Source organism: Marinobacter sp. bablab_jr003, assembly GCF_016464245.1.
Classification (GTDB): domain Bacteria; phylum Pseudomonadota; class Gammaproteobacteria; order Pseudomonadales; family Oleiphilaceae; genus Marinobacter; species Marinobacter vinifirmus.
Genome location: NZ_JADARC010000037.1, coordinates 73,783 through 100,284 on the forward strand (window position 1 = coordinate 73,783; position 26,502 = coordinate 100,284).

27 protein-coding genes are annotated in these 26,502 nt (G+C 60.7%); 10 read left to right on the top strand and 17 right to left on the bottom strand.

The genetic code is table 11. The features are described from left to right. Window positions 1-4: 4 nt before the first annotated feature. The 5 genes from H3Z84_RS03255 to H3Z84_RS03275 form a co-directional block, all read right to left on the bottom strand. Entirely contained in the window at window positions 5-1,663 is a 1,659-nt protein-coding gene (locus H3Z84_RS03255) for an acetolactate synthase large subunit (protein ID WP_199456256.1), read from the bottom strand. Between the two features lie 52 nt (window positions 1,664-1,715). Further along, window positions 1,716-3,329 (bottom strand): FAD-dependent oxidoreductase, encoded by a 1,614-nt coding sequence (locus H3Z84_RS03260; RefSeq protein ID WP_199456258.1) that lies wholly within the window; start codon window positions 3,327-3,329, stop codon window positions 1,716-1,718. Between the two features lie 110 nt (window positions 3,330-3,439). Then, window positions 3,440-4,825, bottom strand: coding sequence for a PhoH family protein (locus H3Z84_RS03265; protein ID WP_206768803.1), 1,386 nt, complete (start codon window positions 4,823-4,825; stop codon window positions 3,440-3,442). Window positions 4,826-4,849: 24 nt separating this feature from the next. Then, window positions 4,850-5,341, bottom strand: coding sequence for an HPP family protein (locus H3Z84_RS03270; RefSeq protein ID WP_058340332.1), 492 nt, complete (start codon window positions 5,339-5,341; stop codon window positions 4,850-4,852). 82 nt (window positions 5,342-5,423) lie between these two features. Beyond that, complete coding sequence (locus tag H3Z84_RS03275) at window positions 5,424-6,161, bottom strand: START domain-containing protein (protein ID WP_199456260.1); 738 nt, start codon at window positions 6,159-6,161, stop codon at window positions 5,424-5,426. A gap of 137 nt (window positions 6,162-6,298) precedes the next feature. On the opposite strand from H3Z84_RS03275, the gene H3Z84_RS03280 reads away from it, so the two are divergent. After that, complete coding sequence (locus H3Z84_RS03280; protein WP_199456262.1) at window positions 6,299-7,306, top strand: DUF2804 domain-containing protein; 1,008 nt, start codon at window positions 6,299-6,301, stop codon at window positions 7,304-7,306. Window positions 7,307-7,320: 14 nt separating this feature from the next. On the opposite strand, the gene minE is transcribed toward H3Z84_RS03280, so the two are convergent. From minE to H3Z84_RS03305, 5 genes are all read right to left on the bottom strand, one after another. Next, window positions 7,321-7,572: a cell division topological specificity factor MinE gene (minE, locus tag H3Z84_RS03285; RefSeq protein ID WP_094624645.1), complete on the bottom strand. Its 252-nt coding sequence runs from the start codon at window positions 7,570-7,572 to the stop codon at window positions 7,321-7,323. 3 nt (window positions 7,573-7,575) lie between these two features. Beyond that, a complete protein-coding gene (gene minD, locus H3Z84_RS03290) occupies window positions 7,576-8,388 on the bottom strand; it encodes a septum site-determining protein MinD (RefSeq protein ID WP_094624646.1) in 813 nt (270 codons plus the stop codon). A 65-nt stretch (window positions 8,389-8,453) separates the two neighbouring features. Beyond that, window positions 8,454-9,224: a septum site-determining protein MinC gene (minC, locus tag H3Z84_RS03295; protein WP_199456264.1), complete on the bottom strand. Its 771-nt coding sequence runs from the start codon at window positions 9,222-9,224 to the stop codon at window positions 8,454-8,456. A gap of 23 nt (window positions 9,225-9,247) precedes the next feature. After that, window positions 9,248-9,610: a HopJ type III effector protein gene (locus tag H3Z84_RS03300; RefSeq protein ID WP_058340326.1), complete on the bottom strand. Its 363-nt coding sequence runs from the start codon at window positions 9,608-9,610 to the stop codon at window positions 9,248-9,250. Further along, entirely contained in the window at window positions 9,610-9,888 is a 279-nt protein-coding gene (locus tag H3Z84_RS03305) for a DUF1244 domain-containing protein (protein WP_058340325.1), read from the bottom strand. The genes H3Z84_RS03300 and H3Z84_RS03305 overlap by 1 nt, the downstream gene beginning before the upstream one ends. Window positions 9,889-10,002: 114 nt before the next feature. Between H3Z84_RS03305 and dinB the strand changes: the two genes are divergently transcribed. Then, window positions 10,003-11,067 carry a DNA polymerase IV gene (gene dinB / locus H3Z84_RS03310; protein ID WP_199456266.1) on the top strand — a complete coding sequence of 355 codons (1,065 nt, stop codon included), beginning with the start codon at window positions 10,003-10,005 and terminating at the stop codon, window positions 11,065-11,067. Here dinB and H3Z84_RS03315 read toward each other — a convergent pair. Both H3Z84_RS03315 and H3Z84_RS03320 read right to left on the bottom strand, forming a co-directional pair. Then, a complete protein-coding gene (locus H3Z84_RS03315; RefSeq protein ID WP_199456267.1) occupies window positions 11,042-11,623 on the bottom strand; it encodes a phosphatase PAP2 family protein in 582 nt (193 codons plus the stop codon). The two genes, dinB and H3Z84_RS03315, sit on opposite strands and share 26 nt — an antisense overlap. Next, on the bottom strand, window positions 11,589-12,836 hold the full coding sequence (locus H3Z84_RS03320; protein WP_199456269.1) for a glycosyltransferase family 4 protein: 1,248 nt from the start codon (window positions 12,834-12,836) through the stop codon (window positions 11,589-11,591). The genes H3Z84_RS03315 and H3Z84_RS03320 overlap by 35 nt, the downstream gene beginning before the upstream one ends. 101 nt (window positions 12,837-12,937) lie before the next feature. On the opposite strand from H3Z84_RS03320, the gene H3Z84_RS03325 reads away from it, so the two are divergent. The 4 genes from H3Z84_RS03325 (at window position 12,938) to H3Z84_RS03340 (ending at window position 17,329) form a co-directional block, all read left to right on the top strand. Beyond that, window positions 12,938-13,975 carry an NADP(H)-dependent aldo-keto reductase gene (locus H3Z84_RS03325; RefSeq protein WP_199456271.1) on the top strand — a complete coding sequence of 346 codons (1,038 nt, stop codon included), beginning with the start codon at window positions 12,938-12,940 and terminating at the stop codon, window positions 13,973-13,975. A 196-nt stretch (window positions 13,976-14,171) separates the two neighbouring features. Next, the gene (locus H3Z84_RS03330) at window positions 14,172-14,525 is read left to right on the top strand and encodes a hypothetical protein (RefSeq protein WP_199456273.1); all 354 of its coding nucleotides are present in this window, start codon (window positions 14,172-14,174) and stop codon (window positions 14,523-14,525) included. 114 nt (window positions 14,526-14,639) lie between these two features. Then, on the top strand, window positions 14,640-16,853 hold the full coding sequence (locus H3Z84_RS03335; RefSeq protein ID WP_199456275.1) for an acetyl-CoA hydrolase/transferase C-terminal domain-containing protein: 2,214 nt from the start codon (window positions 14,640-14,642) through the stop codon (window positions 16,851-16,853). After that, window positions 16,853-17,329 carry an FKBP-type peptidyl-prolyl cis-trans isomerase gene (locus H3Z84_RS03340; protein ID WP_199456277.1) on the top strand — a complete coding sequence of 159 codons (477 nt, stop codon included), beginning with the start codon at window positions 16,853-16,855 and terminating at the stop codon, window positions 17,327-17,329. Before H3Z84_RS03335 ends, H3Z84_RS03340 begins: the two co-directional genes overlap by 1 nt. Here the strand turns inward: H3Z84_RS03340 and H3Z84_RS03345 are convergent. Both H3Z84_RS03345 and H3Z84_RS03350 read right to left on the bottom strand, forming a co-directional pair. Further along, window positions 17,289-18,101 carry a lysophospholipid acyltransferase family protein gene (locus tag H3Z84_RS03345; protein WP_199456278.1) on the bottom strand — a complete coding sequence of 271 codons (813 nt, stop codon included), beginning with the start codon at window positions 18,099-18,101 and terminating at the stop codon, window positions 17,289-17,291. The genes H3Z84_RS03340 and H3Z84_RS03345 overlap by 41 nt on opposite strands. Before the next feature lie 6 nt (window positions 18,102-18,107). Continuing rightward, window positions 18,108-18,869, bottom strand: a complete 762-nt coding sequence (locus H3Z84_RS03350) for a GNAT family N-acetyltransferase (protein WP_199456279.1) — start codon at window positions 18,867-18,869, stop codon at window positions 18,108-18,110. Between the two features lie 243 nt (window positions 18,870-19,112). Between H3Z84_RS03350 and H3Z84_RS03355 the strand changes: the two genes are divergently transcribed. The 3 genes from H3Z84_RS03355 to glpK all read left to right on the top strand — a co-directional run bounded on the left by H3Z84_RS03355 (window position 19,113) and on the right by glpK (window position 23,208). Further along, the gene (locus tag H3Z84_RS03355; RefSeq protein WP_199456461.1) at window positions 19,113-19,847 is read left to right on the top strand and encodes a response regulator; all 735 of its coding nucleotides are present in this window, start codon (window positions 19,113-19,115) and stop codon (window positions 19,845-19,847) included. A gap of 53 nt (window positions 19,848-19,900) precedes the next feature. After that, the gene (locus tag H3Z84_RS03360) at window positions 19,901-21,469 is read left to right on the top strand and encodes an ATP-binding protein (protein WP_199456280.1); all 1,569 of its coding nucleotides are present in this window, start codon (window positions 19,901-19,903) and stop codon (window positions 21,467-21,469) included. A 257-nt stretch (window positions 21,470-21,726) separates the two neighbouring features. After that, on the top strand, window positions 21,727-23,208 hold the full coding sequence (gene glpK, locus H3Z84_RS03365; protein ID WP_199456282.1) for a glycerol kinase GlpK: 1,482 nt from the start codon (window positions 21,727-21,729) through the stop codon (window positions 23,206-23,208). A gap of 11 nt (window positions 23,209-23,219) precedes the next feature. Here the strand turns inward: glpK and H3Z84_RS03370 are convergent, their stop codons facing one another. Beyond that, window positions 23,220-24,293, bottom strand: a complete 1,074-nt coding sequence (locus tag H3Z84_RS03370; RefSeq protein ID WP_199456284.1) for an ABC transporter ATP-binding protein — start codon at window positions 24,291-24,293, stop codon at window positions 23,220-23,222. Window positions 24,294-24,296: 3 nt separating this feature from the next. Then, window positions 24,297-25,211, bottom strand: coding sequence for an ornithine carbamoyltransferase (gene argF, locus H3Z84_RS03375; protein ID WP_022988909.1), 915 nt, complete (start codon window positions 25,209-25,211; stop codon window positions 24,297-24,299). Between the two features lie 207 nt (window positions 25,212-25,418). Between argF and grxD the strand changes: the two genes are divergently transcribed. Beyond that, on the top strand, window positions 25,419-25,745 hold the full coding sequence (grxD, locus tag H3Z84_RS03380) for a Grx4 family monothiol glutaredoxin (protein ID WP_036219402.1): 327 nt from the start codon (window positions 25,419-25,421) through the stop codon (window positions 25,743-25,745). A 9-nt stretch (window positions 25,746-25,754) separates the two neighbouring features. Here the strand turns inward: grxD and H3Z84_RS03385 are convergent, their stop codons facing one another. Continuing rightward, the gene (locus H3Z84_RS03385; RefSeq protein ID WP_199456286.1) at window positions 25,755-26,501 is read right to left on the bottom strand and encodes a TonB family protein; all 747 of its coding nucleotides are present in this window, start codon (window positions 26,499-26,501) and stop codon (window positions 25,755-25,757) included. Window position 26,502: the final 1 nt, after the last annotated feature.

Sequence of the window (26,502 nt, forward strand, 5' to 3'; positions counted from 1 at the left end):
CCCCTCAGGGCGCAATCTTCTTCTTTAGTGCCTTGGTCAGTGGCCGTGGCAAGCTCGGCAGCGACTTCAGCAGCCAGGGCAGTACTTTCCGTTTAACGCCATTCAGCGATTCCGGCACCACTGCTTCAATGAGGTGCGGCCCGGGGTGCGCCTGGGCGTACTCCATGGCTTTGATCAACTCTTCCGCCGTGCGCACTCGCACACCGTGCACACCCATGCTCTGGGCCAGCTGGGCGTAGTGGGTGACCGGCCCGCTGATGTCCAGCTGGGACTTTGCCTTGGCGCCGGCTTCTTCTGCGCCTACTCGTTCCAGCTCCACGTTCAGGATGGAGTAGGAGGCGTTGTTGAAGATGATGCTGGTCACGTTCAGGTTTTCCCTCGCCATGGTCCACAGGGCCTGGATGGTGTACATGGCGGTGCCGTCGCCGATCAGGGCGAACACCGGCCGGTCCGGGCAGGCGATAGCGGCGCCCACGGCGTTGGGCAGGCCCTGGCCGATGGCGCCACCGGTGAGGGTGATCATGTCGTGGCGCGGAGCGCCTGCAGTCATGGCGTTGAGCATCAACCCGGAGGTGATGGATTCATCCACGATGATGCTGTTCTCCGGCATCAGTTCGCCCATGGCCCGGCACACTTTTTCAGCGGTCAGCTTGCCCTTGGGCAGTCCCGGCCGGTCTTCGGCCTGCAGCCTGGGCTCGGCACCGGCAGCGCCCAGGGCTTCAGCCAGTTTGTTCAGGCTTGCGGCGGCGTCTTGCTCCGGAGTACTGAGAGTGTGGGCAGTGCAGTTGTCAGGCACCAGGTAACTCTGCTTGCCGGGGTAGCCAAAGAACGACACCGGCGCCTTGGCGTCTACCAGCACCAGGTGGTCGAATTCAGACAGCTGCAGGGTGGCCAGTTCAGCCAGGTAGGCAATCCGCTCCACCGGCGGCAAGCCGGCCCCCCGTTCAATTCGGGTCGGGAAGGTTTCGGCAAACAGGGTAACGCCACTGTGGGCGGCAATGCGTGCTGCGGCCATCAATGCCGGCTCGCGCAGGGCGCGGCCACCGAGTAACAGGGCGGTTTTCCGGCCACTGGCGATGGCGTCTTTTACCGCCTGAACGGCGGTATCGTCCGCCGCCCGGGCTTCCGGCTGTGGCAGTGGCGCACAGGGTTGGCCGCCTTCGCCCCAGGATACATCGGCGGGCAGGATCAGGGTCGCTACCTGCCCCGGCAGGCCCTTGGCCACTGCGATGGCTTCGGCGGCGTCCTGGCACAGGGCTTCGGTGCTTTGAGAGGTGCGCACAAAGCCCGGAGACACGTTGCGGGCCACGGTTTCGATATCGGATTGCAACTGGGCATCGTACTTCACGTGATAGGTGGCGTGGTCGCCGACAATGTTCACCACCGGCACCTTGCCTTTGCGGGCATTGTGCAGGTTGGCCAGGCCATTGCCCAGGCCGCAGCCCAGGTGCAGCAGCGTAGCTGCCGGCTTGTCGGCCATGCGGGCGTAGCCGTCGGCGGCACCGGTGGCTACGCCTTCAAACAGGGCCAGCACGGCGCGCATTTTTGGTTCGCTGTCCAGCGCGGCCACAAAGTGCATCTCGCTGGTGCCGGGGTTGGTAAAGCAGACTTCAATGCCGGCATCGACCAGTGTTTTCATCAAGGCTTGGGCGCCGTTTGGCATGTTCTCTCTCCTGATCCTGTCGGATTCTTGTTTTCGTTTGATAGTCGGTTACTTAACGGCCGCTGACGATGGACCTTGCCGCCGCCCGGGCGGTCATGATGCAGCCGGGCAGGAAGGTGCCTTCCAGTGATCGTTTACCATTGGCGCCACCACCACCAAAGCCTGCGGCTTCGCCTACACAGTAAAGCCCGCTGACCGGCTGGCCGCTGGCGTCCAGAACCCGGCTTTGCAGGTCGGTACGCAGACCGCCCAGGCTTTTCCGGGTGGTCAGCTGCATGTGGATGGCAATAAACGGCCCCGCGCCGGGCTTCTGCAGCGGTGCCGGCTTGCAGGTGCGCAGCTTGTCTGGCCCCCACTGGCGAGCATGCAGGATCTTGCGGATTTGCGCGTCGTTATTCAGCTGGCTGCCCTTGCTGAAGTTGGCGTCGAAGGCATCGGCGGTGGCTTTCAGGGTGGCCGGGGTGATGTCCAGCGAGCAGGTGAGCGCGTTCATTTTCTCTGCCAGTCCTTCCAGGCTGTCGTCCACCAGGAAGTGCGGGCTTTCGTGGGCCATCTGGTTGACCAGCGGTTTGTTGCCCAACAGCAGTTCTTTCAGGAACAGCGGGAACTGCTTGTCGCGTATGCGGGCGTTGTGCTCGGCGCCGGAGATGGCAAATTCTTTCAGGGCAATGCGCCGGTTCAGCAGGTGCCAGGTCCAGGGCTTTTCCTGCTCCGCTACGCGCTGGCACAGCCAGTGGGTGTCGAAACCGGTTACCAGGGGCTCCGGCCCGATGCGCTCACCACGATGGTTCAGCCACAGGGCGGATTTGCACGGAATGGTCGACAGACCGTGGCCGGGAAAGTGCGGGTAGGGGTGGGGAAAGCCTGCTGCGTAGCTCCACATTTCGCCGGCGTGGGTGATTTTGGCCCCCAGGTGGTCTTCGGCCCAGTGGTGCAGCTTGCCGTCGGCAAAGGGGTGGGCGCCATTGAGCAGGGTGGCCGGTTGTGGTCGGTTTTCGGGCCAGTTGGCCCTGCATTCGGCATGGCTGCCGTTGATGCCACCCATGGCCAGTACCACGGTGGGTGCGCTCAGCCGGACTTCCTCGCCGGTGGATTCCTTGATGGCGACGGCGCCGCTGATGTTGCCCGCCTGTTGCTCCAGGGCCGTTACCTTGTGGCCGTGCAGGATGGTCAGGCCATGTTGGGTGTCGGCGTTGTGCAGGGCATTGATCATGCGGCGGGTCAGTTCCCGGGACGTGCCCCAGACTATGTGGTAGCGGGGTACGGAGTTGCCGTCACCAAACCGGCCGCGTTCTACCCAGTTGACCGCCGGCATGAATTTCAGGCCTTCGTCGATCAGCCAGTCGTGCACCTCGGTGCGGGAGTTTTCCACGTAATAGCGGGCCCACTGCATGGGCCACTCGTCGGTCGGGTCCAGCTCCCCGAAGCTTATCCAGTCTTGCAGGGCCCGCTCCGGGGAATCGGCAATTTTCATGCGCCGTTGCAGGGGGGTGTCGATCAGCGCCATGCCGCCAAAGGCCCAGAGTGCAAGCCCGCCAAGGCGCTCCGGAGTGTCCCGGTCGACAATGGTCACGGTTTTGCCGGCCCGCAGGGCTTCCAGGGCGGTGACAATGCCGGCCAGGCCGCCTCCGGCAATTACGATGTCTGAGGCTATGTGTCTGGCCATTAACGCTATCCCCTTTGTTTTTTGGTGTTTTTATAGCAGAGACAATATACCGCAAGACAGGATTCTGAATTGACCTTCGAGGCCAACATGGTTGGCCTCAAATGCCATGATCAGAGGTTGGCTTCGGCGAACTCCGCCAGTACCGAGCGCGGTACACCCTGAAGGTGGATGTGGCCGCCATGGCGGAAGCCCTTGAAGCGTTCGGTCATGTAGGTCAGGCCGGAGCTCAGGGGGCTCAGGTACGGGGTGTCGATCTGCGCCAGGTTACCCAGGCAGATCACCTTGGAGCCGTTACCGGCCCGGGTGATGATGGTCTTGATCTGGTGCGGGGTCAGGTTCTGGGATTCATCAATGATGATCAGGCTGTGCTGGAAGCTGCGGCCCCGGATGTAGTTCATGGATTTGAAGTGCAGGGGCACCTTACTGAGGATGTAATCCACGCTGGCAGTCATGTTCTCGTCGTCTTCATGCAGGGCTTCAAGGTTGTCCACGATGGCGCCCAGCCAGGGCTCCATTTTTTCCGCCTCGGTGCCCGGCAAAAAGCCGATATCTTCGTCCAGTCCCTGGGTAGATCGGGTGGCGATGATGCGCTTGTACAGCTTGCTGGCTACGGTCATTTCAATGCAGGCCGCCAGGGCCAGGATGGTTTTACCGGAGCCGGCAGAACCGGTCAGGTTCACCAGGTGGATATCCGGGTCCAGCAGCAGGTGCAGGGCCATGGCCTGGTAGATGTCCCTGGGTACCAGGCCCCAGACTTCTTCGTTCATCAGGTCGTGCTGGTGCAGGTCTTTGATCACCAGCTGATCATCGGAGATATCCACCACCTGGCCGATAAAGCCCCGCTCATCAATCACAAACTCGTTGATGTTCAGCCTGGCCAGTTCGCCTTCCCGTTTAAGCAGGTGTTCGGTCACCCCTTCCCGCTGTACGGTTTCCACCTTGGCGATGTTGTCCCAGAAGGAATTCGGAAATTCCTTGTAGCCCCTGGGCAGCAGGTCGATGTCGTCCAGCAGCTGGTCGTTGTGGTAGTCCTGGGCTTCTACGCCAAAGCCCCGGGCTTTCAGCCGCATGTTGATGTCTTTGCTGACCAGGATGATGTCGCGGGATTTGTGCCGGGCCTGCAGGGCCGCCAGGGTGTTGATGATCTTGTTGTCGTTCAGGTGTTCGGGTAGCGAATGGGTGCCGGCACCCTCGGTACTCATGATGATCGACAGGCTACCCAGTGGGTCCGCTTTTTTGCCGCGCAGAATGGGTACGCCTTTTTCAATGTCCTTCGGGCTGGCATCGCCCAGCAGTTTGTCGATGTTGCGAATGGCCTGGCGGCAGTCGGCGGCAACGGTCTGTTTGCCGGACTTCAGGCTGTCGAGTTCTTCGAGGACGGTCATCGGAATGATGACATCGTGTTCTTCAAAGTTCAGGAGGGCATTCGGATCGTGGATCAGGACATTGGTGTCGAGGACGTACATTTTCTTGCGAGCTTGCGGTGCTCTGGGCATAGGGTGAGTTACCTCTCTGGTGGCTCAGTCGTTCTCGGCGCAGCGCCGGCTCAGTTCCTGGTCGGAAACCAGCTTCAGCATGTCGTAGGTAGTAATGATGCCGGTGATTTTTGAATCCCGGGTGACAAAGATCCGGTGCAGGTGCTCGCGCATCATGATGTTGGCAATGTCTCGCACCGGGGTGTCCTCGTCAACCGAGAGTACGATCGGTGTCATGATATCGCGCACTTCCACCGGTACCTTGCCCATTTCTTCGAAAATCACCATGCGCAGCCGCCGGGCTTCTTCCTGCTCTTCTTCGGTGAGCTTGGGCTGATCTCCGGAGCGGGCAGCATTCCAGCGGAATTCGGTGATGTCTTTGAGGGTGGCAATGCCGATGATATCGCCGTTGTCATCGGTTACCGGGCTGCCGGTAATTTCGTTATCGGTGAGGAATCGGGCCAGCCTGTCCATGGTCCAGTGGTGGGGGACGGCTTTGATGGTGGGGGTCATGATCTCATGGGCGAGAACAGTCATTGGCAGGCGTCTTCCATTTGCGGTGCTTTTGCTGAAAGCTTAGCCGTTCCGTGGCCTGCCGTCACCCTTGTTTGTGCGCCGGTCAGCGGTTGTCAGGCACAACGCCTTGCAGGTTGCCCTCTTCGGCCCATTCCAGCCGGTAGCCCTGATACTTGTCAGACTGAGCCACTGCCTCCAGCGCCTGCATGGACTTGACGGGGATATCCACCAGGAGGTTGTTCACCAGCCAGCCGGGCAGGGAGCCGTTGGGCTCGGTGTGCTGTACCCACACCATGTGGGTGCGCTCGCCCCGGGGCGTGAACTGGTAGAGGGTATTGGATACGTCAACCCGCACCCGGCTGCTGTACTCGGCCCGCATGCCCGGAGTGGCGTTCAGGTCCATGATGACCTGGCCGGTGTCGGCATCGCCCCGGGTGCGGATGCGCAGAACATAGTCCCGGTCGGTTACCGGCCAGGGCATGTCGTTTACCGAGTAGGCGTAGCGGTCGTGGAAATCTCCCTGGCCGAAGGCATAGGATTCCGAGCAGTTGAGCACCCATTCCTCGCAGGATTCCGGGTTGATCATGACCGCCATCAGGTTTTCGACAGGGGCGTCCAGTTCGGCTACGGCTTTGAAGGCCTGGAAGCCGGAACCGGGCTGGTCCATTGTGTAGATGCGAATGTTGTCGACTTCTTTCTGCAGGGCCCATTGCGCGGCGTCGATGGCCGGCAGGTTGCCCGTTTCGGCGCCTGTGGCGGGGGCAGACAGGACAATGCCGGTAACAAGGCCGGCCAGACTGATCAAGGAGGCCCTGAAGCCAAGGGCTCTGATAAACAGCATAAGCTACACTTTGATGAGGAAGTTGGCGGCAGTCTATCACGGAGCCCTCGCGGCCTTTGGTGCCGGAACAAGGGTTTGTGAACCAGGTAACTTACTGAATCGCCCGAGGGCGCAATTGGCCTGATCTGACGGAAAATATGACAAAACAAACACTGATCGACGCAAAGGGGCGGTTTACCCCCGGGGTTCTGGACCAGCCGGTGGAAACCATCAATTACCTGGATTACGACCTGCGTACGGTGATGGACAAGCCGCGGTCCCGGCTGGCAAAGCGCTGGCGGTTCAACCAGTTCCAGTTTGTCAGTGCCATGGCGCCGGGCTGGGTGTTCGGCATGGCGATTGTGGACCTGAAGCTGCTGGGCAGCGGGTTTTTCTACCTGTTCGATTTCGAGAGCGGGCAGATGTTCGAACAATCGTTCATGCAGCCGTTGGCCCGGCACACCGTGATCGAGCCTTTTCCGGAGCATGGCGCGTCCTGCTTTCGCAAGGGCGAGGTGAGCCTTGCCATCGAGCCGACGGAGGGCGGCCGCAAGGTACAGGTGACAGCACCGGGAACAATCCGGGTAGACCTGACGCTGCAGGATACCGACCAGCCCCTGCGGCTGGTGTGCCCGGCCGGCTACAACGGCTGGGTGTTTACCCGGAAATCCGCCGGGCTGGCGGTGGATGGGGAGGTACGCTGGGGCGGGCAGGCGTGGCGCTGTGACGAGCAAACCCGGGCGTCCATCGACTGGAGTTGTGGTTTTATGCGCCGGGAAACCGCCTGGAACTGGGCCTGCCTGGCCGGTGTGGCCGAAGATGGCACGTCCATCGGCCTGAACCTGGCCGCGGGGGTGAACGAAACCGGTATGACAGAAAACGCTCTGTGGCTGGATGGCCAGCGTATCAAGCTGGGGGCAGCCCGCTTTGTGTTCGACCGGTATCGGGCCGGTAGTGAATGGCGGGTAACCACCGGGGACGGCCGGGTAGACCTGGCCTTTGAGCCGGCTGGCGTGCGCAAGGAGCGGCTGAATGCCTGGGTGCTGGCATCCAACTTCCGGCAGTTTGCCGGCACCTTTAGCGGTACGGTGACGGATGAAGCGGGTAAAAAAATCCCCGTAGCCGGGCTACGGGGATTGGTGGAAGATCACTTCGCCCGCTGGTAACGCGGGCGCTGCCATTATTTCTCCGGCAGGGTGACGTTCAGTTCCAGTACCGAACAGCTTTCGTTACGGTCCACATCTACCTGGACCATGTCGTCGCTGATCTGCACGTATTTGCGAATCACATCCAGCAGTTCCTGCTGCAGCTGCGGCAGGTAATCCGGCATGTCGCGCTGGCCCCGCTCGTGGGCCACGATGATCTGCAGGCGTTCCTTGGCCACGCTCGCGGTGTTGTTCTTCTTGCTTCTGAAGTAATCCAGAAAACTCATCCCTTAGCCCCCCTTGAACATCCGTGAGAAGAAACCCTTTTTCTGGGCCGTCATGAATCGGTGCTCCCGGTCTTCGCCCAGCAGCCGCGCTACCGCGTCGTCATAGGCCTGGCCGGCATCGCTGTTTTCTTCCAGGATCACCGGAAGGCCCTGGTTGGAGGCGTTCAGTACCACCTGGCTTTCCGGGATAACGCCCAGCAGGGGGATGGCCAGGATTTCTTCAACATCTTTTACCGACAGCATTTCGCCACGGTCTACCCGGTCCGGGTTGTAGCGGGTCAGCAGCAGGTGTTCTTTCACCGGGTCCTGACCCATTTCGGCACGGCGGGACTTGCTCTGCAGAATGCCCAGGATGCGATCAGAATCCCGTACCGAGGACACTTCCGGGTTGGTAACCACGATGGCTTCGTCGGCATAGTACAGGGCCATCTGGGCGCCGTGCTCGATGCCGGCCGGGGAGTCGCACACGATGTAATCGAAGGTCTGCGACAGCTCGTTGATGACTTTCTCTACGCCTTCCCGGGTGAGGGCTTCTTTTTCACGGGTCTGGGAAGCCGGCAGGATGTACAGGGTTTCCACCCGCTTATCCTTGATCAGCGCCTGGTTCAGGGAGGCTTCGCCCTGGATCACGTTTACGAAGTCGTAAACCACCCGGCGTTCGCAATTCATGATCAGGTCGAGGTTACGCAGGCCCACATCGAAGTCGATGACGACGGTCTTGTGGCCGCGCTTGGCAAGGCCGGTGCTGATTGAAGCGCTGGTGGTGGTTTTACCAACGCCGCCTTTTCCTGAGGTAACGACAATGATTCTAGCCAAGGTTCAATTCCTGTTTCGCAGTGGATTCGTCATGTCTTCATATGTTGTTTTTGGCTGTCACAACATCAGGCCTTGTCCAGTGGCGTTACCACCAGCAGGTCGTCCCTGAGCTGGATCTGCACAGCGCTTTTCCAGCCATTGTCCTGAAGATCTTCGGAGATTTTATAGTGTCCGGCGATGGACACAAGCTCCGCTTCAAGTGACTGGCAGAATACCCGGGCGCTCTCGGCACCGTGGATACCGGCCAGTGCCCGCCCGCGCAGGGGGCCGTACACGTGAATATTGCCTGCGGCCAGTACTTCGGCACCTGCCTGCACCGGCGCCAGGATAATCAGGTCTCCCTCCGGAGCATACACCTGCTGGCCGGAACGCACCGGCTGGCTGATGATGCGGGCCGGGGCCGGTTCTGCGGTTGACACCGCAGCGGCCGGCGCTTCAGCTACCGGGGCCTCTTCGGCCGCGACTTCCGGTTCCGGGGCTGCCGTTTGTGGCTTTTCGCGTACCGTACCGCCTGGCAGCAGGGCCAGGGAAGCGCCCCGGGCCAGCCGGCGCTGGTCTTCATTACCGGCACGAACACCAATCACGTGGATGTTGTGGCGGCGACAGGTACCGATGATCTTGAAGAAATCCAGTTCGCTGTCCAGGCCTTCGTATTTCTCCAGGCTGATGATCAGCGGGATGTCTTTGAAGAAACCCGGTGCCTGGCTGATCTTGTCCCGCAGGTTGGCTTCGAATTCTTCGTTGTCGAAGTAGTAAAGCTCCAGGGCCGTCAGTGAGACGTTTGCGCTTTTCAGCTGGAAACTCTGTTTTACCCCGGAGGTGGCGGTATCGCTCATGAATAGCAGTCTTCCCTGGTGTTTTACGAGTTGGTTTCGTTTCTCGGGCGCAATGGCTGGCCGTCAAAGCGGATTCCGGACCAGCCGGTGCTGATGAACTGGCGGATGTTGCCGTGGCTGTCGCCGGCCGGGTCGCCCAGTACCTGCTGGTAGTGCTGGGCAAACAGCTGCAGGGTATCGGCTTCGTTCAGGTTGCAGTACTGGCCCAGGGCAAACACCCGGCAGGAACCGGCGTTCTCGCCGGCCTCGTTACGCAGCGGACCGTTGTTGAATCCGGTGGGCTGGAACTCGAAGTGCTGGTCGATCAGTGCCAGGGTGTCGTCAAAACTGGCGTGGCCGCCCTGCAGGGAGGCCAGGTGAATGCGAACGGCTTCAGCAGCGTTCATTATTTGTGGTCCTGTTTCGGGCCGATCTGGTACTTCGCTTTCCAGTCTTCGTAAGGCATGCCGTAGATTTCTTCACGGGCGGCCGGGTCTGTGATCTCGAACCCGCGTTCGGCGGCTTCGGCGCGGTACCACTTGGACAGGCAGTTGCGGCAGAAGCCGGACAGGTTCATCAGGTCGATGTTCTGTACGTCGGTGCGCTCGCGCAGGTGCGCAACCAGGCGGCGGAAGGCGGCCGCTTCGATTTCAGTGCGATCGTTCTCGGGGATGGGATTAGTCATGGAGCCTCACAGTGATGTACCGGGTTATGTTCTGGGTTTCCTGACATTCTCGGCATGTTACCGTAAGATACAAGGCTGTATAAACGTACAGATTGTTAACGTGAGCCTGCCTGTATGGCCCAGCGCAAGATCATCCATGTAGATTGCGACTGTTTTTACGCCGCAGTCGAGATGCGTGACGACCCGTCTTTGCGGGACGTTCCGCTGGCCGTGGGTGGTGCTGGCGGCCGTGGTGTGGTGACTACCTGCAATTATAAGGCGCGGGCTTTTGGCGTGCGCTCGGCCATGCCGGGCAGCGAAGCCCGGCGCCTGTGCCCCGGGCTGGTGATGGTGCCACCGGACCTGGGCAAGTACCGGGCGGTTTCCCAGCAGGTGATGGCCATTCTTCGTGATATGACCGACCTGGTGGAGCCGCTGTCGCTGGATGAAGCCTTCCTGGATGTCTCCGACATTACCGACCATAAAGGCAGTGCCACCCTGATGGCCCGGCACCTGCGGGAGCGGGTGAAGCGGGAGGTGGGCATCACCATTTCCGCCGGGGTGGCACCAAACAAGTTCCTGGCCAAGATTGCCAGCGACTGGCGCAAGCCTGACGGCCTGTTTGTGATCACGCCGGAGGAGGTGCAGGCGTTTGTAGAGGCGCTGCCGGTGGAAAAACTGTTTGGTGTGGGCCAGGTAACGGCAGGCAAGTTGCACGCGCTGGGGGTCGAAACCTGTGGTGATATGCAGGCTTTAGGCGCCGATGTGCTGATCGAGAAATTCGGTAAGCAGGGCTACCGGCTGTTCGAGATGGCCCATGGCCGGGATGAGCGCCCGGTGGTGGTGTCGCGGGTAGCGAAATCGGTCAGCGTAGAGCGCACCTTCTCCCAGGATTTGCCGGGCAAGGAGGCCTGTGAATCGGTGATGCCGGCGCTGGTGGCCGATCTCAACCTGCGCCTGGCCCGCAAGGGCCGGGACAAGCCCATCCACAAACTGTTCGTGAAAATCCGTTACAGCGATTTTTCGACTCACACCCTGGAGCGGGTGCGGGACACGGTGGCGGAACCCGCTCCGGAGGATTACCAGCCGTTGCTGGATGAACTGGTCAGCAACCGGGATCGTCCGGTCCGGTTGATGGGAGTAGGGGTGCGTTTTCGCAACGACGAAGCGCCGGTTACCCAGCTGCGACTGTTTGACTGAGCGGCAGCAGATCGCCGAACAGCTGTACCGAAGTCCAGCCCATCAGGCCGCCAATCAGGGCGCCGGCCGCCACGTCACTCGGATAGTGCAGCCCCAGCACCACCCTGGAAGCAGCTACAGACAGGGTAAACGGCAGGATGGCCCAGGCCAGCGCCGGAAGGGTGGCAAACAGCATGGCCTGGAAACACACCGCGTGCAGGGTGTGGCCCGACGGGAAGCTGTAGCGATCCAGCGGTGGTGTAGCGCAGTTGATGGCCGGGAAAGAAATAAATGGCCGCTCGCGGATCAGCCAGTGCTTGAGGCCTTTATAGCTAATAGTGCAGGTCAGCCCGGTAAACGCCATCAGTACGGCGATTTTCTGGCCGTGGGCCGGTGCCATAAAGGGTATGGCAAGAATCAGTGCGTACCAGAACCAGCCATCACCCAGCCGGCTGACCAGCTGGAAGTAGCCTTTTACCGGCCGGAAACGAATGGTGCGGTTGATGGACTGGCACAGGGCGTATTCACGCTGGTCGGCCAGTTCAAAGAGTCTGGATGCTTTGCTTGTTGACGCCATGGTATCGGGCCTGTGCAGGTTGGTTGAGTACCAGTTGTTCGAATTGTTCTATCTGGCTGTGCCAGCTCAGCTCCAGTGCGTCCAGCCGGGCCTGGGCCCGTATCCGTTGCAGCAGGCTGGGTTGGTCTGCCAGTCGCAGGGCGTTGTTGATAAAGCTTTCGTCTTCGGTGAGCGGCGCTTTCAGGCCGTTCTCCTCGTGGTGGATGTGTTCCGCCGCCGCAGCATCGTCAAACGCCACCACCGCCAGGCCGCTGGCCATGGCTTCCAGCACTACGTTGCCGAAGGTGTCGGTTTTACTGGGGAACAGGAACAGGTCGCCGGAGGCATAGTGCCGGGCCAGGTCGTCGCCTTGCCGGGTACCACAGAAAATGTAGTCCGGGTGTCGCTCTTCCAGCTGACGCCGCAGTGGCCCATCGCCCACCAGGATAAACCGGGCGCTGGCATGCAGGCCTTTGATGCGCTCGAAGCAGGCCACGGCTTTGCGGATGTTTTTTTCCAGTGCCAGGCGCCCCACATAGAGCACGGCCTTGTCGTTTTCGCCCAGGCCCCAGCCCTTGCGCAGGCCTGCATCACGCTTGTGGGGAGTAAAGCGCTGACAATCCACACCCCGGGCCCACAGGCCGGCGTTGGTGATGCCCATGCTGCGGGTAACCGCCTGCATTTTCCGGGTTGGCACCAGGGTCAGGGCCGTGCGGTTATGGAACCAGCGGCCGTAGGCGCACAGCAGGCGCTCCAGTGCGCCCACGCCGTAGTAGCGGGAGTAGCTGTGAAAGTTGGTGTGGAAGCCGGAGATGACCGGGATCTGCAGTTTTCGTGCAGCAGACACAGCGGCAATCCCGAGGGGCCCCTGGGTTGCCACGTAAACGGCATCCGGCCGGTGGTTCTGCCACAAATTCTTCAGGGTGGCGGGGCGGGACAGGCCGAACTGCAGGTCTTTGTAGCCGGGCAGGGGCAGGCCGGAAACAATCAGCTGCCGGGAACACAGGCCGTCGCCGTTACAGTCGAACAGGCCTTTGCCTTCCCGGCGCTGGCCAGGGCGAACCACCGTAACCACATGCCCACGCTGCACCAGTCCCTGGCACAGGTGCTTCATGGTGTTGGCCACGCCATTGATTTCCGGCGGAAACGTCTCGGAAACAATGGTAATGTGGTGCGCGCGCCGGTCAGTTGGCGGGAGTTCTGTCACGGCTTGTCCTGAAGGTTTTTCTGTCATGCCTCCACTATGGAAACCGGCCATGACAGTAATGCGACAGCCCTGTGACAATCCCTTTACGTATTGTGGTTACTGATCTCTCATTAAAACGAGGAGAATTCATGCAAACGCGAAAACTTGGAAACACCGACATCGATGTCAGTCTGATTTGCCTGGGCACCATGACCTGGGGCGAACAGAATACCGAGCAGGAAGCGTTTGAGCAGCTGGACTACGCCACCGGCGCCGGCATCAACTTTATCGACGCCGCCGAGATGTACCCGGTGCCGCCCCGGGCTGAAACCCAGGGCCTGACCGAAACCTATCTGGGCAACTGGCTGGCCAGCCGGGGCAAGCGGGATGACCTGGTGATTGCCAGCAAGGTGGCAGGCCCCGGTAATAGCCTGGGCCACCTGCGTGGTGGCCCCAGGCTGACCCGGGATCACATCCGTGAAGCCTGTGAAAGCAGCCTGAAGCGCCTGCAAACGGATTATATCGACCTGTACCAGGTGCACTGGCCGGACCGCAGCGCCAATTTCTTCGGCAAGCTGGGTTATGTGCGCAACCCCAGTGAAACCATGACGCCGATCGAGGAAACCCTGGGTGCCCTGGACGAGCTGGTCAAAGAGGGCAAAATACGCCACGTGGGCCTGTCGAACGAGACGCCCTGGGGCACCATGGAATACCTGCGGCTGTCACGCGAGAATGGCTGGCCCCGGGTGGTGTCCATCCAGAACCCGTACAGCCTGCTGAACCGTTCGTTCGAATCCGGACTGGCGGAGTTTGCCCACCGTGAAGGCACCGGGCTGCTGGCGTATTCGCCGCTGGCCTTCGGCATGCTTACCGGCAAGTACCTGGGTGGCAAGTGGCCGGAAAAGGCGCGGCTGACCCTGTATGAGCGTTTCAGCCGGTACACCGGAGAGCATGCTGCCGACGCCACCCGGGCCTATTGCGAGCTGGCGCACCAGAATGGCCTGTCGCCAGCGCAGATGGCGCTGGCCTGGGTAAACAGCCGGGAGTTTGTTACCAGTAATATCATCGGCGCCACCAGCATGGAGCAGCTGAAGGAGAACATCGGTTCTGCGGAGATTAGCCTGAGCCACGACCTGGTCGCTGCGATTGAGGCGATCCACGCCGAGTTCACCTATCCCTGCCCGTGATCAGTGCTGCCCGGGTTACCGGGCAAATGTTACAGGATGCAAAATAACTGATCATTTCTTGACAAAAAAGTGCCGTAAATGCGCCAGATTGCTGGCGCATTTGTGTGCAAATTCACATCAATTTCATGGATAATCACTAGACTTTCGTACAGTAGCCTTTCGGCCAATTTAACGAACCCGGGTCTGTTGTGTTGTCATGATTATCCGTCTGTTTCTGATTCTTCTGGTGCTCAACCTGGTTGCCTTCGCGGTACGCGCAGAGGCGACCGAGCCGGTGTTGTCCGAGCCTATGCTGTCGGAGCGCATGATGGCCGAGCGTGATGGTGCCATGTCGCCCGAAGATATCTACGAATTCCAGGAATGGATGTCTGGCGATGTTGAAGAAGACCGCAGTGATGCCTTTGCAGCCATTGGCTCCAGGCTTCTGAGCCTCGGCCTTGTACGCTCCCGCAATTCGGGTAAATCCTACGCCTCTGACGGTGCCCAGGCTGACCACGGTATCGCCCTGCTCAATGAAGGTGCGTGCCTGAACCTGCGCTGGAATTTCTGATCCCCTTTTTTGCCCCTCCTTTCTGCCGTTTCTCCTGATCTGACGCATTGTCAGCCTCGTTTGCTCGTGTGATCATCACGACTGTTGAGATTCTCATCGAACGAGGAGCCGGAAATGGCCGAGCAGAACGGAATCTATTCCGATAACGCAAATGACTGTGTAGACCGCGTGATCGAGCGGGTAGGCAAGCGGATTACCCTCGGGTTGCCGCTCGGGCTGGGCAAACCGGTGCGCTTTGTGAACGCCCTCTACCAGCGCGCCAAGGACGACCCGGAAATCCAGCTGCACATTGTCACCGCTTTGTCCCTGCTTGCCCCGGAAGGCAGCTCCTCCCTTGAAAAACGCTTTATGGGCCCGTTTGCACGGCGGCTTTACGGCAACATTCCCGAGCTGGCCTACGCCCGGGATGTGACCAACAACCGGTTGCCGGCAAACGTGACCGTGTCTGAATTCTTCTTCAAGGCCGGCAGTTACCTGAATAACCGGGACCAGCAGCGCAATTACGTATGCACCAACTACACCCATGCGGTGCGTGACCTGATGGCCCAGGGCATCAATGTGATCGGCCAGTTGATGTCGCCGGGCGCCGAACACGACCGGCCCGGCGAGTTGAGCTTCAGCTGCAACCCGGACCTGACGCTGGATATCCTGCCTTTGATGCGGGAGCGGGAAGCCCGGGGCACCTCGGTGGCCATCGTGGGCGAAGTAAACAGCAACCTGCCCTGGTTCGGCCACCACGCGGCGGTGGCCGAGAATCAGTTCGATGTGGTGCTGGCAGACTCCAGAACCGATTATCCCCTGTTTTCAGCACCCCAGATGGCGGTCAGCCCCGCCGACCATATGATCGGCTTTTACGCCAGCACATTGCTTAAAGATGGTGGCACGCTTCAGGTGGGCATCGGTTCCCTGGGGGCCGCGCTGGTGCACAATGCCATTCTGCGCCACCACAGCAATGACGCCTGGCAGGCGGTGTACAAACACCTGAACGTGGCGGAAGAGTTCCCGGTGGCCAGCGAGTTTGGCGGTACCGGCCGCTTCGAGGAGGGACTGTACGGCTGCAGCGAAATGATGGTGGACGGCTTTCTGTACCTGATGCAGGAAGGCATCCTGGAGCGGGAGGTGTTCGACGACGCCCGCCTGCAGGAGCTGATCAATCAGGGCGATATCAGCGGGCAGCCTTCGCTGGATATGCTGGATGCACTGCTCAAGGAAGGGCTGATCGAGTCACCCCTTCGGGCCCGGGACCTGCAGTGGCTGATCCGCTATGGGGTGATCCGAGCCGGTGTCGAATTGCGCGGCGGGCGCCTGGTTCTGGATGAACAGCTATCGGTTCAGGCCGACCTGGCCGATGCGGAAACCCGACAGGCACTGGCAGAGCATGCCCTTGGGGACAAACTGGCGGGCGGCATTGTCATGCACGGCGGTTTCTATGTGGGCCCGGAGAAGTTCTACCAGGCCCTGAGGGAATTGCCCCCGGAGCAGCGGGACCGCGTGTGCATGACCAGCGTGAACTATATCAACCACCTGTATGACCATCGCTTCGGTAACCAGAGGCTGAAGGCCGCCCAGCGGGTTCACAGCCGGTTTATCAATTCCGCGATGATGTACACCCTGAATGGCGCGGCGGTGTCTGACGGCTTGGCCGATGGCCGCGTGGTCAGCGGTGTGGGTGGCCAGTACAACTTTGTCTCCATGGCCCATGAACTGCCGGGTGCCCGGTCTATCCTGGCCCTGCGGGCAACCCGCGTATCCCGCGGCGAAACCGTCTCCAACATCGTCTATAACTACGCCCACTGCACCATTCCCCGGCACCTCCGGGACATTGTGATCACCGAATACGGCATTGCTGACCTGAGGGGCCAGAGCGACGAGCAGGTGATGCTGCGGCTGATCCGCATTGCCGATGCCCGTTTCCAGGAAGGGTTGCTGAAGCAGGCCAAGCAGGCCGGCAAGGTGCGGGCTGACTTCAAGATACCGGCACACTGGAAAGACAACACGCCGGCGGCCGTGCGTAACGCCATGAATGCAGCGGGTGAGGGCGACTGGTTCCCGGCCTTCCCGTTCGGCCGGGATTTCACCGACGAAGAACTGACACTGGGGAAAGCCCTTAAGGGGCTGAAGGCCGCAACCGGCTCCCGTCGTGGTAAACTCGCCACCCTCTGGCAGGCCCTGCGGGCCGAGGATGAGGAAGGTCGCTACCAGGCGCTGCTTGAGCGCATGGGGCTGCAGCGGCCCTCCGGGTTGCGGGAAAAGCTGGACCGCAAGCTGGTCATCCACGGCCTTGAACGCCTGGAAACTCCGACACCGACAGGAAAGCCGAAAAACTGATGCAAGCACAAACCCCGCAAGAAAAGCCGGAAGTCTTTACCGTCCACTATGTGCTGAAAAACCGCATTGGCGAACTGGTGGATACCTCGGAAGGCAGCGAGCCGCTGCACTTTCTCTATGGTTCGCCAGAGATTATCGAAGGTATCCAGGAAGCAGTGAAAGGCCGCAAGGTGGGAGACTGCCTGGAAGTGACGATTCCTCCGGAGATGGCCTACGGCGAATACCGGGACGAACTGGTACGCAAGGTGCCCCGCTCGCTGTTCGAGGGGGTGGAAAACCTGGATGTGGGTATGCGCTTCCAGACCAATTCCGGTGACGAAGCCCAGGTGGTCCAGGTGGTCGCGATTGACGGCAACCTGGTGAAGGTTGACGCCAACCACCCGCTGGCAGGATTCACCCTGTATTTTGACCTGGAAATCGTCGGTCGCCGCGAGGCTACGGAAGACGAGATAGCCCAGGGCCGGCCGTTGTTCTGACCGGCAGCGGTTCGCAGGTATCGAATTCGCCGGAATGAATCCGCTTCAGGCCGGCGCTGATCTCCTCGTGGATATGACGGCTAAGTTCGTTCACCGGCTGGTCTGCCGTGACCGGCGGGTGAAATACGATCTCGATGCAGGTTGGCGGCTGGCTGAGCAAGCGCACCAGGTGCCGCTGGAAGCTGTCGTCACCCACGAAGGGCGCAACCGGGTCTGGCCGCTGGTTACGCCGGTAACCGATGGTGACCGGCTGAACAGGAACCCCGGCGTCCCGCGCCGCAGTCAGCAATAACCCGTGCATCGGCAATACCGCAAGCCCGGAACTGGTGGTGCCTTCCGGGAACACCAGGACCGACTCCCCCGCCTGCAGGTGCTCCACCATTGTTTTCTTTATTCTCCGTGCCTGGCCGCCACCGCGTTTGATGAACAGGGTGCCGGCCTGCCGGGCCAGCCAGCCGATCACCGGCCAGTTGCCAACTTCAGCCTTGGACAGAAACCGCAACGGGGTGAGGCTGCCGAGTGCCGGAATGTCTGACCAGCTGATGTGATTGGCTACGTACAGGGCATTGCGGGAGGTTGGCTGGCCGTGTACCTGTACCTGCCAGCCCAGGCACCGGCAAGCCTCCCGGAAACAGAGGGTGGCCCAGGCGTTTTTGTCTGTGGGCTGCTGTCTGAACCGGTCTGCCGCTAACAAGGCCAGAGTCAGCACGCAGGTGCCACACAGGAACACGGCAAAGGCCAGCAACCGGGTGACCAGTCGAATTCCGCTCATGGCGGCTCAGGCCGGTTTGCGCAGGAAATGCCGGCTGTAGCGGCCGGCCAGGTTGCTGACTTCCAGCAGTACCAGTACATCCGCACACCGGAACTCCGGGTCCCAGCAAGGCTCGCCGCAGACTTTGGCGCCCAGGCGCATATAGGCCCGGATGAGCGCGGGGATGTCTTCGGTTTTGTGGGTTTCCGGATGGGTCAGGTGGGGCAGGGGGCGCAGCGGAGTAACCCGGCATTCCGGTGCAGACAAATACTGCTGCTGCAGGTGCTGGGCAATGCGCCAGGCCCGGCCACCACCGTCCGCCATGCTGATGCTGGCGCAGCCGATCAGGTAGTCGACCTGTCTTTCAGTGAGGTACTCGGCAATGGCCGCCCACAGCAAGGTTATGGTGCCACCATTGCGGTAATCCGGGTGCACACAGGTACGGCCCAGCTCGGCCATGGTGCCGGGCAGCTGGCCCAGGGCGGCCAGGTCAAACTCTCCGGCTGAGTAGAATCCGCCGATGGCAGCGGCGTTCTGCTGGTGCAGGATTCGCGTGGTGGCAACGGGTTCGCCGCTGTCTTCGTCCGTGACGATCAGGTGATCGCATACGGCGTCGTAGGCATCGGCGTCCAGGCCCGGAACCGTGGCGCCCAGGTCGCTGCCGTATTCCTCGGAAAACACCCGGTAACGCAGGCGCTGGGCGGCCTCTACCTGGTCCGGGCTGCGGGTCAGGCTGATTTTCAGGTTACGGCCGCGGCGTGGTTGCGTGCGTGCAGTTTGTGCGGTCATGGCGTTGCCTCATTGTTTCTTGTTCAGGTCAAGGCTATGAACCGCGTATGACAGGCCGGTGACTTACCGGTGACGTGTCTGTGACAGCCGCAGGGGTGTGGCAAAAAGCGGAACTGTGTCACAAGCTGTAACCCCTTGCCGGTTCCATGTATATTTCTGAATAGCATGTATAATTGCTGTAACTGAACGTTGCCTGTATTGTCAGGGGCTGTAACCCCGAACAACGGTCACATAACAACAGAGATGGATGGCGTGGAGCAGACAAGCGAGAGTTGGCAAATCCTGATCGTAGAGGATGATGAGCGGCTGGCGGATCTCACCCGAGAGTATCTTGAGACTAATGGCCTGACGGTCTCTCTGGAAACCCACGGTGGCGCCGCCGTTGAACGTATCCGCAATGAGCAGCCGGATCTTGTGGTACTGGACCTGATGCTGCCCGGAGAAGATGGCCTGTCGATCTGCCGGCGGGTTCGGCCTTACTATTCCGGCCCGATCATCATGCTGACTGCCCGCACTGACGACCTCGACCAGGTTCTTGGCCTTGAAATGGGCGCTGATGACTACATCGGCAAGCCTGTTCAGCCCCGGGTTCTGCTGGCCCGGATCCGGGCCATGCTGCGCCGGGTAGAGAACACCCCGATGGCGGCTGAGGAAAACTCCGGCGAAGAGCCAGTGCGCCTGCAGTTCAATGACCTGGTGGTGGACCGCTCCATGCGCGAAGCCTGGCTCAATGAACAGAGCATTGACCTGACCAGTGCCGAGTTCGACCTGCTTTGGCTGCTGGCCAGCAATGCCGGCCGGGTACTGAGCCGGGAAGAGATTTTCACCGCATTGCGCGGCATTGAATACGACGGCCAGGACCGCTCCATTGACGTTCGTGTGTCCCGCATTCGCCCGAAAATCGGTGATGACCCGATACACCCGCGCCGTATCAAGACTGTGCGCAGCAAAGGCTATCTGTTCGTTAAAGAAGCCTGATCGCCTCAGGCGCCGCCCGTTCGGGGCGGTGCCGGTTACCAGGGTTTGTTTCCATGTCCCTGAAGTTCTTCCTGAAAATCTACGCCCGACTGCTGGCCATCACCGCTGCAGTGCTGGTGCTGTGTGTGCTGTTGTTCAACGGCATCAATTCCGTACGGGGTCAGTACTGGCATGAGCAGGCCGCCGAGCCACTGATGCGCTGGCTGGCGGCGGTTCCTGACCCGGCCCGGCAATACCACTGGATGCCTTCGCTGTTCGACCTGCACACACTGCTGCCGGAACAGTTGCAAGACGCCCCGGTGCTGGCTGAGCGCCTGGCCTATGGCCAGGTGGTCGCGGAGCCGGAAGGTACCGGCTACCGGTTCTTTGTGCGTGCCGGCGACGGCAGCATTCTCAGCCTGGCGCTGGAGCAAACCTACCCTGAACTTACCCGTGCGCTGGCTTTGCTGGTGCGCTGGCACCTGGATACGGCTAATCCGCAGCATCTGAACCATATTGCCGAAGAGCTGGGGCAATCGCTGAATGTGTCTGTCAGGCCGTTGCAGTCAGCAGATCAGTTACCGGACCAGACGGTGTTGCAGGACTTGGGCGACCACGGCTTTTCGGTGTTCCATGAGGGGCGCCGTGCCAGTGTGCTGCTCCGGTTGTCGGAGGGCGACTTGGTGCGCATGACCATGCCGGCGCCGTTCAATCCCTGGGGCTGGCCGATGCTGGTGCTCCTGGCTGCGGTAATTGGCGGTGTGCTGGCTCTGGGCCTGTATCTGGGATTACGTTTTGTGGATGGTCGCCTGCGCAAGGTCGAAGCGGTGGCTGTGCGTATTGCCCGGGGCGAGATGGGCGCCCGGGTGGAATCCGAGGCCGGTACGCTGGTGTCCCGTCTGGCCTCTTCGTTCAACGGCATGGCCGAACATATCCAGCGCCTGGTGCAGGTGCAGCGGGAAATGATCCACGCGGTTTCCCACGAGCTGAGAACGCCGGTAGCACGCATCCGTTTTGGTGTGCAGATGATCGAATCCGCCAGTTCCCCCGAGACCATGGAAAAGCAGTTGTCCGGTATTGACGGTGATATCCAGGAGCTGGATGAGCTGATTGACGAGATTCTAACCTATGCCCGGCTGGAGCAGGGTGGGCCGGTGTTCAGCCTGCAGGAAGGCTCGGTTGCTGATATTGCCCGGCAGGTGGTGGAGGAGCAACGACAGATCCGCGAAGGCATCAACATTGAGTGCCGTATTGATAAGGCTTCTGAACGCTGGGCGCTGGCCGACATGGAACCCCGCTATATTCACCGGGCCATCCAGAACCTGGTTGGCAATGCTGCCCGCTACGCCGACAGCCGTGTGGTGGTGAACTGCCAGCTGGATGAAAATACCTGCCGCATCGATGTAGAAGACGATGGCCCCGGCATTCCCGAACAGGATTGGGAGAAAGTCTTCACCGCCTTTGCCCGCCTGGATGACAGCCGTACCCGAACCTCCGGTGGTTATGGTCTGGGTTTGTCTATTGTTCGCCGCATACTTTACTGGCATGGCGGGCAGGCGTTTCTGGGCCGTAGCGACGAGCTGGGCGGAGCCCGGTTCAGTCTGGTCTGGCCCCGCCGGAAGCCGGCCGACTCAATTTTGTGATCCAGTGCTCGCGGCCTCACCAGATGTAACAAACCTCTACAGAACCGCTACTGAACCCGCGGGGCGGCTGATCAATAATCGAAAACGTAAGGGATGACTTTTGAGGTTGTAGTTCTTACGAACTTTCCTTGTTTCATTCGTCATTTGAGGGCCGGTCTTTTCCGGCCCTTTTTTTCTTCCGGTTTTTGTTCCTCGTATCTGTTCCCCTTCATACAGCCCCGGCTGGTAGAATCTTCTGAAAACAACAGGAGAGTTCGATGTCCCGTTATCTCTTAGCCATTGATCAGGGCACCACCAGTTCCCGAGCGATTGTCTTTAACGAAACCGGTAACCAGGTTGCCGTGGCCCAGCAGGAATTCCATCAATATTTTCCAAAAGACGGCTGGGTAGAACACGATGCCCGGGAAATCTGGGACAGCACGCTGGCGGTGTGCCGCGGGGTGCTGGACAAAGCAGGCCTGCAGGCGTCAGATCTGGCGGGAATCGGCATTACCAATCAGCGGGAAACCACCATCATCTGGGACCGGGCGACCGGAGAGCCGATTCATCACGCCATTGTCTGGCAGGACCGGCGCACAGCCTCTTTGTGCACCAAGTTGCGGGCCGACGGCTACGAATCGCTGGTGGTAGACCGCACCGGATTGCTGATAGACCCCTACTTCTCTGCCACCAAGATTGCCTGGTTGCTGGATAACGTGGAAGGTGCCCGGCAAAAGGCAGAGGCAGGCGAGCTGGCGTTCGGTACGGTCGACAGCTGGCTTTTGTGGAACCTGACCAAGGGCGAAGCCCACCGCACAGACGCCACCAACGCTTCCCGGACTGCCCTGTTCAATATCCACACCCAGGATTGGGATGACGAGCTCCTGAAGCTGTTCCGGGTGCCCGCTGCGTTGATGCCCGAGGTGCTCGACAGCGCGGATGACTATGGCCAGACCGCCGGGGAATGGCTGGGGGCAGCGGTACCGGTTGCCGGCATTGCCGGTGACCAGCAAGCTGCCCTGATTGGCCAGGCCTGTTTTGAGCCCGGCATGGCCAAGAGCACCTACGGCACTGGCTGCTTTCTGATGCTCAATACCGGCGACAAGGCCCTGCGATCGGAGAACCGCCTGCTGACGACCATGGCTTACCGGCTCAACGGCAAGCCCTGCTACGCCATTGAAGGCAGTATCTTTGTGGCCGGTGCCGCCATGCAGTGGCTGCGGGACGGCTTACAGCTGATTGCCCATGCCAGCGAATCTACCAGCCACGCCGAGGCCGTGGGCGCCGACAACGCGGTGTACCTGGTGCCAGCCTTCACCGGGCTGGGCGCGCCCCATTGGGATCCGAATGCCCGCGGCGCCATTCTGGGACTGACCCGGGATACCGGCATTGCCGAAATCGTAACCGCTGGCCTGCAATCCGTCTGTTACCAGACCAAGGACCTTGTGCGGGCTATCCGTAACGACGGTGCCCGGCTGGAGTCCTTGCGGGTGGACGGTGGCATGGCGGTGAACGACTGGGTTATGCAGTTCCTGGCCGACATCCTGAATGTACCGGTAGACCGGCCCAGGGTGACCGAAACCACGGCACTGGGGGCGGCCTACCTGGCCGGATTACAAACCGGTGTGTTCGAGAACCTGGAGCAGATTACCGGAATGTGGGAATGCGAGCGCCAGTTCCGGCCGGATATGAAACCGGCTTTGAGAGAATCCCTCTACGCCGGCTGGCTGGATGCTGTGGAGCGGGTGTGTAATAACTGAGCGCGACCGACTCAGGCGGTGCGCTCGAAGGCGATCAGGTGGTCGGCCTCGACCCGCACCGGCACCTGCTCGCCGATGTGGAAGTCCAGGTGGCTGCGGAACAGGGCTTCAAATTCGGTGTCTTCCGAGCACCGGAAGCGGTACAGGGTAGAGGTGCCGGCAAAGGTCTTTTCCACCACTTTGGGCTTCAGGTCCGAGTGTTCATCGTAAACGATGTCGTCGGGCCGGATCAGCACGTCTACCAGGGTTCCCTCTTGCCACTTGTATGCACGGTTACCATGAATAATGCCCAGTTCGGATTCGATGGTATCCGGCCCCAGGGCCTTGCCGGGGATGAAGCCGCCCTGGCCGACAAAGCTGGCCACAAAGCGGTTGGAGGGTTCATGGTACAGGTTGTAGGGCACGTCCCACTGCTGGATCTGCCCGCTTTGCAGCACGGCAATCTGGTCACACATGGCAAAGGCTTCCTGCTGGTCGTGGGTAACCAGGATGGCGCTGATGCCCAGTGTTTTCAGGATTTCCCGCACGTCCAGGCTCAGCCTTCGGCGCAGGTCGGTGTCCAGGTTGGAGAACGGCTCGTCCAGCAGGATCAGGGTAGGTTCCGGAGCCAGGGCCCGGGCCAGGGCCACCCGCTGCTGCTGGCCGCCTGACAACTGGTGCGGGTAGCTGTCGGCCAGGTTCTGCAGGTGCACCAGGTTCAAAAGTTCCATGACCTTCTGGCGGCGTTCGGGCTTTTTCAGGTCTTTCAGGCCAAAGCCGACGTTATCGGCAATGGTCAGGTGCGGGAACAGGGCATAGTCCTGGAAGACCATGCCGATCTTGCGCTTTTCCGGCGCCAGTGTGCGGCCGGGCAGGCTGATGGCCTGGCCCTGCAGCTGGATCTCGCCATGGCTGATGGGCAGAAAACCGGCCAGGGCCCGGAGAATGGTGCTTTTGCCGCAACCGCTGGGGCCAAGCAGGCAGCCGATATCACCATGGCTGAGGGCAAAGCTGACGTCCCGCACCACGGAATCGCCGCCGTAACCACAGGACAGGTTGTTCACTTCCAGTAACCAGCCGGAAGCCGGTGCCGGTGTATTGACCATGGATCAGTCCAGACGGTTCAGAATGAGGAATTCGAGCAGGGCTTTCTGGGCATGCAGGCGGTTTTCGGCCTCGTCCCATACCACAGAGCCGGGATGCTCCATCATGTCGGCGGAAATCTCTTCACCCCGGTGGGCCGGCAGGCAGTGCATGAACAGCGCATCCTTGTTGGCCTGGCTCATCAGTGCAGGGTTGATCTGGTAGTCCCGGAATGCCCGCTCCCGGGCCTTCTGTTCGTCTTCCTGGCCCATGGAGGCCCAGACGTCGGTTACCAGCAGGTCGGCGCCGGTGGCCGCTTCGCCCGGTGTGCGGTATACCGTCACCCGGTCGGCGTGGTCGGCCAGCAGTTTCGCATCCGGCTCGTAGCCTTCCGGGCAGGCTACGTTCAGGTGGAAATCAAACTGTGCTGCCGCGTTGATGTAGGAGTGGCACATATTGTTGCCATCGCCAATCCAGGCCACGGTAGCACCCTTGATGCTGCCCCGGTGTTCCCGGTAGGTCTGCATGTCGGCCAGCAACTGGCAGGGGTGGAAATCGTCTGTCAGGGCATTGATGACCGGCTTGCTGGAGGCAGCGGAAAAACGCTCCACGGTTTCATGAGCGAATGTACGTATCATCACCGCATCCACCATGCTGGAGATCACGATGGCAGAGTCTTCGATCGGCTCGCCACGGCCCAGCTGTGTATCACGGGGTGACAGGAACATGGCAGAACCGCCCAGCTGGGCCATGCCCGCTTCGAAAGACACCCGGGTACGGGTGGATGATTTTTCGAAGATCATCGCCAGGACTTTGTTTTTAAGGGAATCTCTGACGTTGCCCGCACGCCAGTCCCGGCGCAGGCGGGAGGCATGGTCCAGCAGGTCTTCAAGTTCGCTGGTGGACATGTCATTCAGTGTCAGGAAATGTCTTACTGCCATGGAAGGCCCCTTCAAGGAAACTCCGGAACGGATTGGTTCTGAAAAGGGCATCAAGTCTAGCCCTTCGCAACCGCTATGACAACGCTGCCCGGCAGGGCTTGCTCCGGATCAACCGGAGCCGCTTGGTGTGCGCTCCGGCAGGTGTGTACAATAGCCAACCAGAGCCGGAATGCGGCGCCCCCTATTTTCAATCAGAGGTGTATGTTCATGGACATCAATGAAACCATTAAAAGCCAGCTGGAAGAGAACCCGGTCATTCTGTACATGAAGGGTACTCCCCAGGCTCCGCAGTGTGGCTTTTCTTCCCGTACCGTCCAGGCCCTGATGGCGTGTGGCGAGCGTTTTGCGTTTGTAAATATTCTGGACAACCAGGAACTGCGTGAAGCCCTGAAAATCTACTCCAGCTGGCCGACCTATCCGCAGCTGTACATCAACGGCGAACTGCTGGGTGGCTGCGATATCGTCCTGGAGATGGCTGAAAGCGGTGAGCTGGCCAAGGTTGTTAAAGATGCGGTAAAGCAGGCCGAAGCCTGATTTGACCCTTCAGGTCCGTTTCGGGGTGAACACCAGTTTTACCTCGAAACGGTCCGACTCCTCTCCTTTCGGCTCCGGATAGGGGCTGGCGGCCAGCGCGGCCCGATAGGCAGCTTCGTCTATTCTTTGTATCCCTGTTGATCTGATTACCCGGGCCCGGGTCAGGGCGCCGTTGGGCAGTAATGTCAGCTCAAGTTCCATACTTACCTGTTCCCCAAGCTGGGAGATTGCGGGTACCCGCTGCTGGTCCAGTTGTTCGGCCAGGTGGGTGGCCAGCAGGATCAGGTAGGGATCGCGCTCAGCGGGGGAGTCGGTGATCCGGGCAATGGTTTCGGCAGACTCCTGCTCGCCGGTGCGCGGGGCTGACTCGATGCTTGGCGTACTGGCCGGTGCTGGCGCCGGTTCCGGGCTTGGTGTGGGCTCGGGTGTTGGTTCGGGAGGCTCCGGGGCCGGTTTCGGCTTCGGTGCTGGCGTGGAAGGCGCGGTGGTGGTGACGGGTTCCGGTGTGGCCGGTACTTCGAACTCGGGGTGCCGCGGCGGCTGGGCTGAGGAGCTAGCCGGGGTACTGGCCCGGGTGGCCTCAGAGGGTGCGCTGGCCAGACGGAAAACAACGCGGTGGCTGACCTCGCGGACTTCCTGCAAGGGGGCAGGAAGTCCGGCAAGAAACAGGGTGTGTGCCATAAAGGCCAGGGAGAGTGCCAGGGCCAGCCGGTAATGTGCCGGAATTGCCGGGGCGGGTGGTGCTTTCTCCGGCATT

Coding starts and splice junctions, on each gene's coding strand:
- H3Z84_RS03255 (WP_199456256.1), bottom strand. CDS start 1,663: ATGCCAAACGGCGCCCAAGCCTTGATGAAAACACTGGTCGATGCCGGC.
- H3Z84_RS03260 (WP_199456258.1), bottom strand. CDS start 3,329: ATGGCCAGACACATAGCCTCAGACATCGTAATTGCCGGAGGCGGCCTG.
- H3Z84_RS03265 (WP_206768803.1), bottom strand. CDS start 4,825: ATGCCCAGAGCACCGCAAGCTCGCAAGAAAATGTACGTCCTCGACACC.
- H3Z84_RS03270 (WP_058340332.1), bottom strand. CDS start 5,341: ATGACTGTTCTCGCCCATGAGATCATGACCCCCACCATCAAAGCCGTC.
- H3Z84_RS03275 (WP_199456260.1), bottom strand. CDS start 6,161: ATGCTGTTTATCAGAGCCCTTGGCTTCAGGGCCTCCTTGATCAGTCTG.
- H3Z84_RS03280 (WP_199456262.1), top strand. CDS start 6,299: ATGACAAAACAAACACTGATCGACGCAAAGGGGCGGTTTACCCCCGGG.
- minE (WP_094624645.1), bottom strand. CDS start 7,572: ATGAGTTTTCTGGATTACTTCAGAAGCAAGAAGAACAACACCGCGAGC.
- minC (WP_199456264.1), bottom strand. CDS start 9,224: ATGAGCGATACCGCCACCTCCGGGGTAAAACAGAGTTTCCAGCTGAAA.
- H3Z84_RS03300 (WP_058340326.1), bottom strand. CDS start 9,610: ATGAACGCTGCTGAAGCCGTTCGCATTCACCTGGCCTCCCTGCAGGGC.
- H3Z84_RS03305 (WP_058340325.1), bottom strand. CDS start 9,888: ATGACTAATCCCATCCCCGAGAACGATCGCACTGAAATCGAAGCGGCC.
- dinB (WP_199456266.1), top strand. CDS start 10,003: ATGGCCCAGCGCAAGATCATCCATGTAGATTGCGACTGTTTTTACGCC.
- H3Z84_RS03315 (WP_199456267.1), bottom strand. CDS start 11,623: ATGGCGTCAACAAGCAAAGCATCCAGACTCTTTGAACTGGCCGACCAG.
- H3Z84_RS03320 (WP_199456269.1), bottom strand. CDS start 12,836: ATGACAGAAAAACCTTCAGGACAAGCCGTGACAGAACTCCCGCCAACT.
- H3Z84_RS03325 (WP_199456271.1), top strand. CDS start 12,938: ATGCAAACGCGAAAACTTGGAAACACCGACATCGATGTCAGTCTGATT.
- H3Z84_RS03330 (WP_199456273.1), top strand. CDS start 14,172: ATGATTATCCGTCTGTTTCTGATTCTTCTGGTGCTCAACCTGGTTGCC.
- H3Z84_RS03335 (WP_199456275.1), top strand. CDS start 14,640: ATGGCCGAGCAGAACGGAATCTATTCCGATAACGCAAATGACTGTGTA.
- H3Z84_RS03340 (WP_199456277.1), top strand. CDS start 16,853: ATGCAAGCACAAACCCCGCAAGAAAAGCCGGAAGTCTTTACCGTCCAC.
- H3Z84_RS03345 (WP_199456278.1), bottom strand. CDS start 18,101: ATGAGCGGAATTCGACTGGTCACCCGGTTGCTGGCCTTTGCCGTGTTC.
- H3Z84_RS03350 (WP_199456279.1), bottom strand. CDS start 18,869: ATGACCGCACAAACTGCACGCACGCAACCACGCCGCGGCCGTAACCTG.
- H3Z84_RS03355 (WP_199456461.1), top strand. CDS start 19,113: ATGGATGGCGTGGAGCAGACAAGCGAGAGTTGGCAAATCCTGATCGTA.
- H3Z84_RS03360 (WP_199456280.1), top strand. CDS start 19,901: ATGTCCCTGAAGTTCTTCCTGAAAATCTACGCCCGACTGCTGGCCATC.
- glpK (WP_199456282.1), top strand. CDS start 21,727: ATGTCCCGTTATCTCTTAGCCATTGATCAGGGCACCACCAGTTCCCGA.
- H3Z84_RS03370 (WP_199456284.1), bottom strand. CDS start 24,293: ATGGTCAATACACCGGCACCGGCTTCCGGCTGGTTACTGGAAGTGAAC.
- argF (WP_022988909.1), bottom strand. CDS start 25,211: ATGGCAGTAAGACATTTCCTGACACTGAATGACATGTCCACCAGCGAA.
- grxD (WP_036219402.1), top strand. CDS start 25,419: ATGGACATCAATGAAACCATTAAAAGCCAGCTGGAAGAGAACCCGGTC.
- H3Z84_RS03385 (WP_199456286.1), bottom strand. CDS start 26,501: ATGCCGGAGAAAGCACCACCCGCCCCGGCAATTCCGGCACATTACCGG.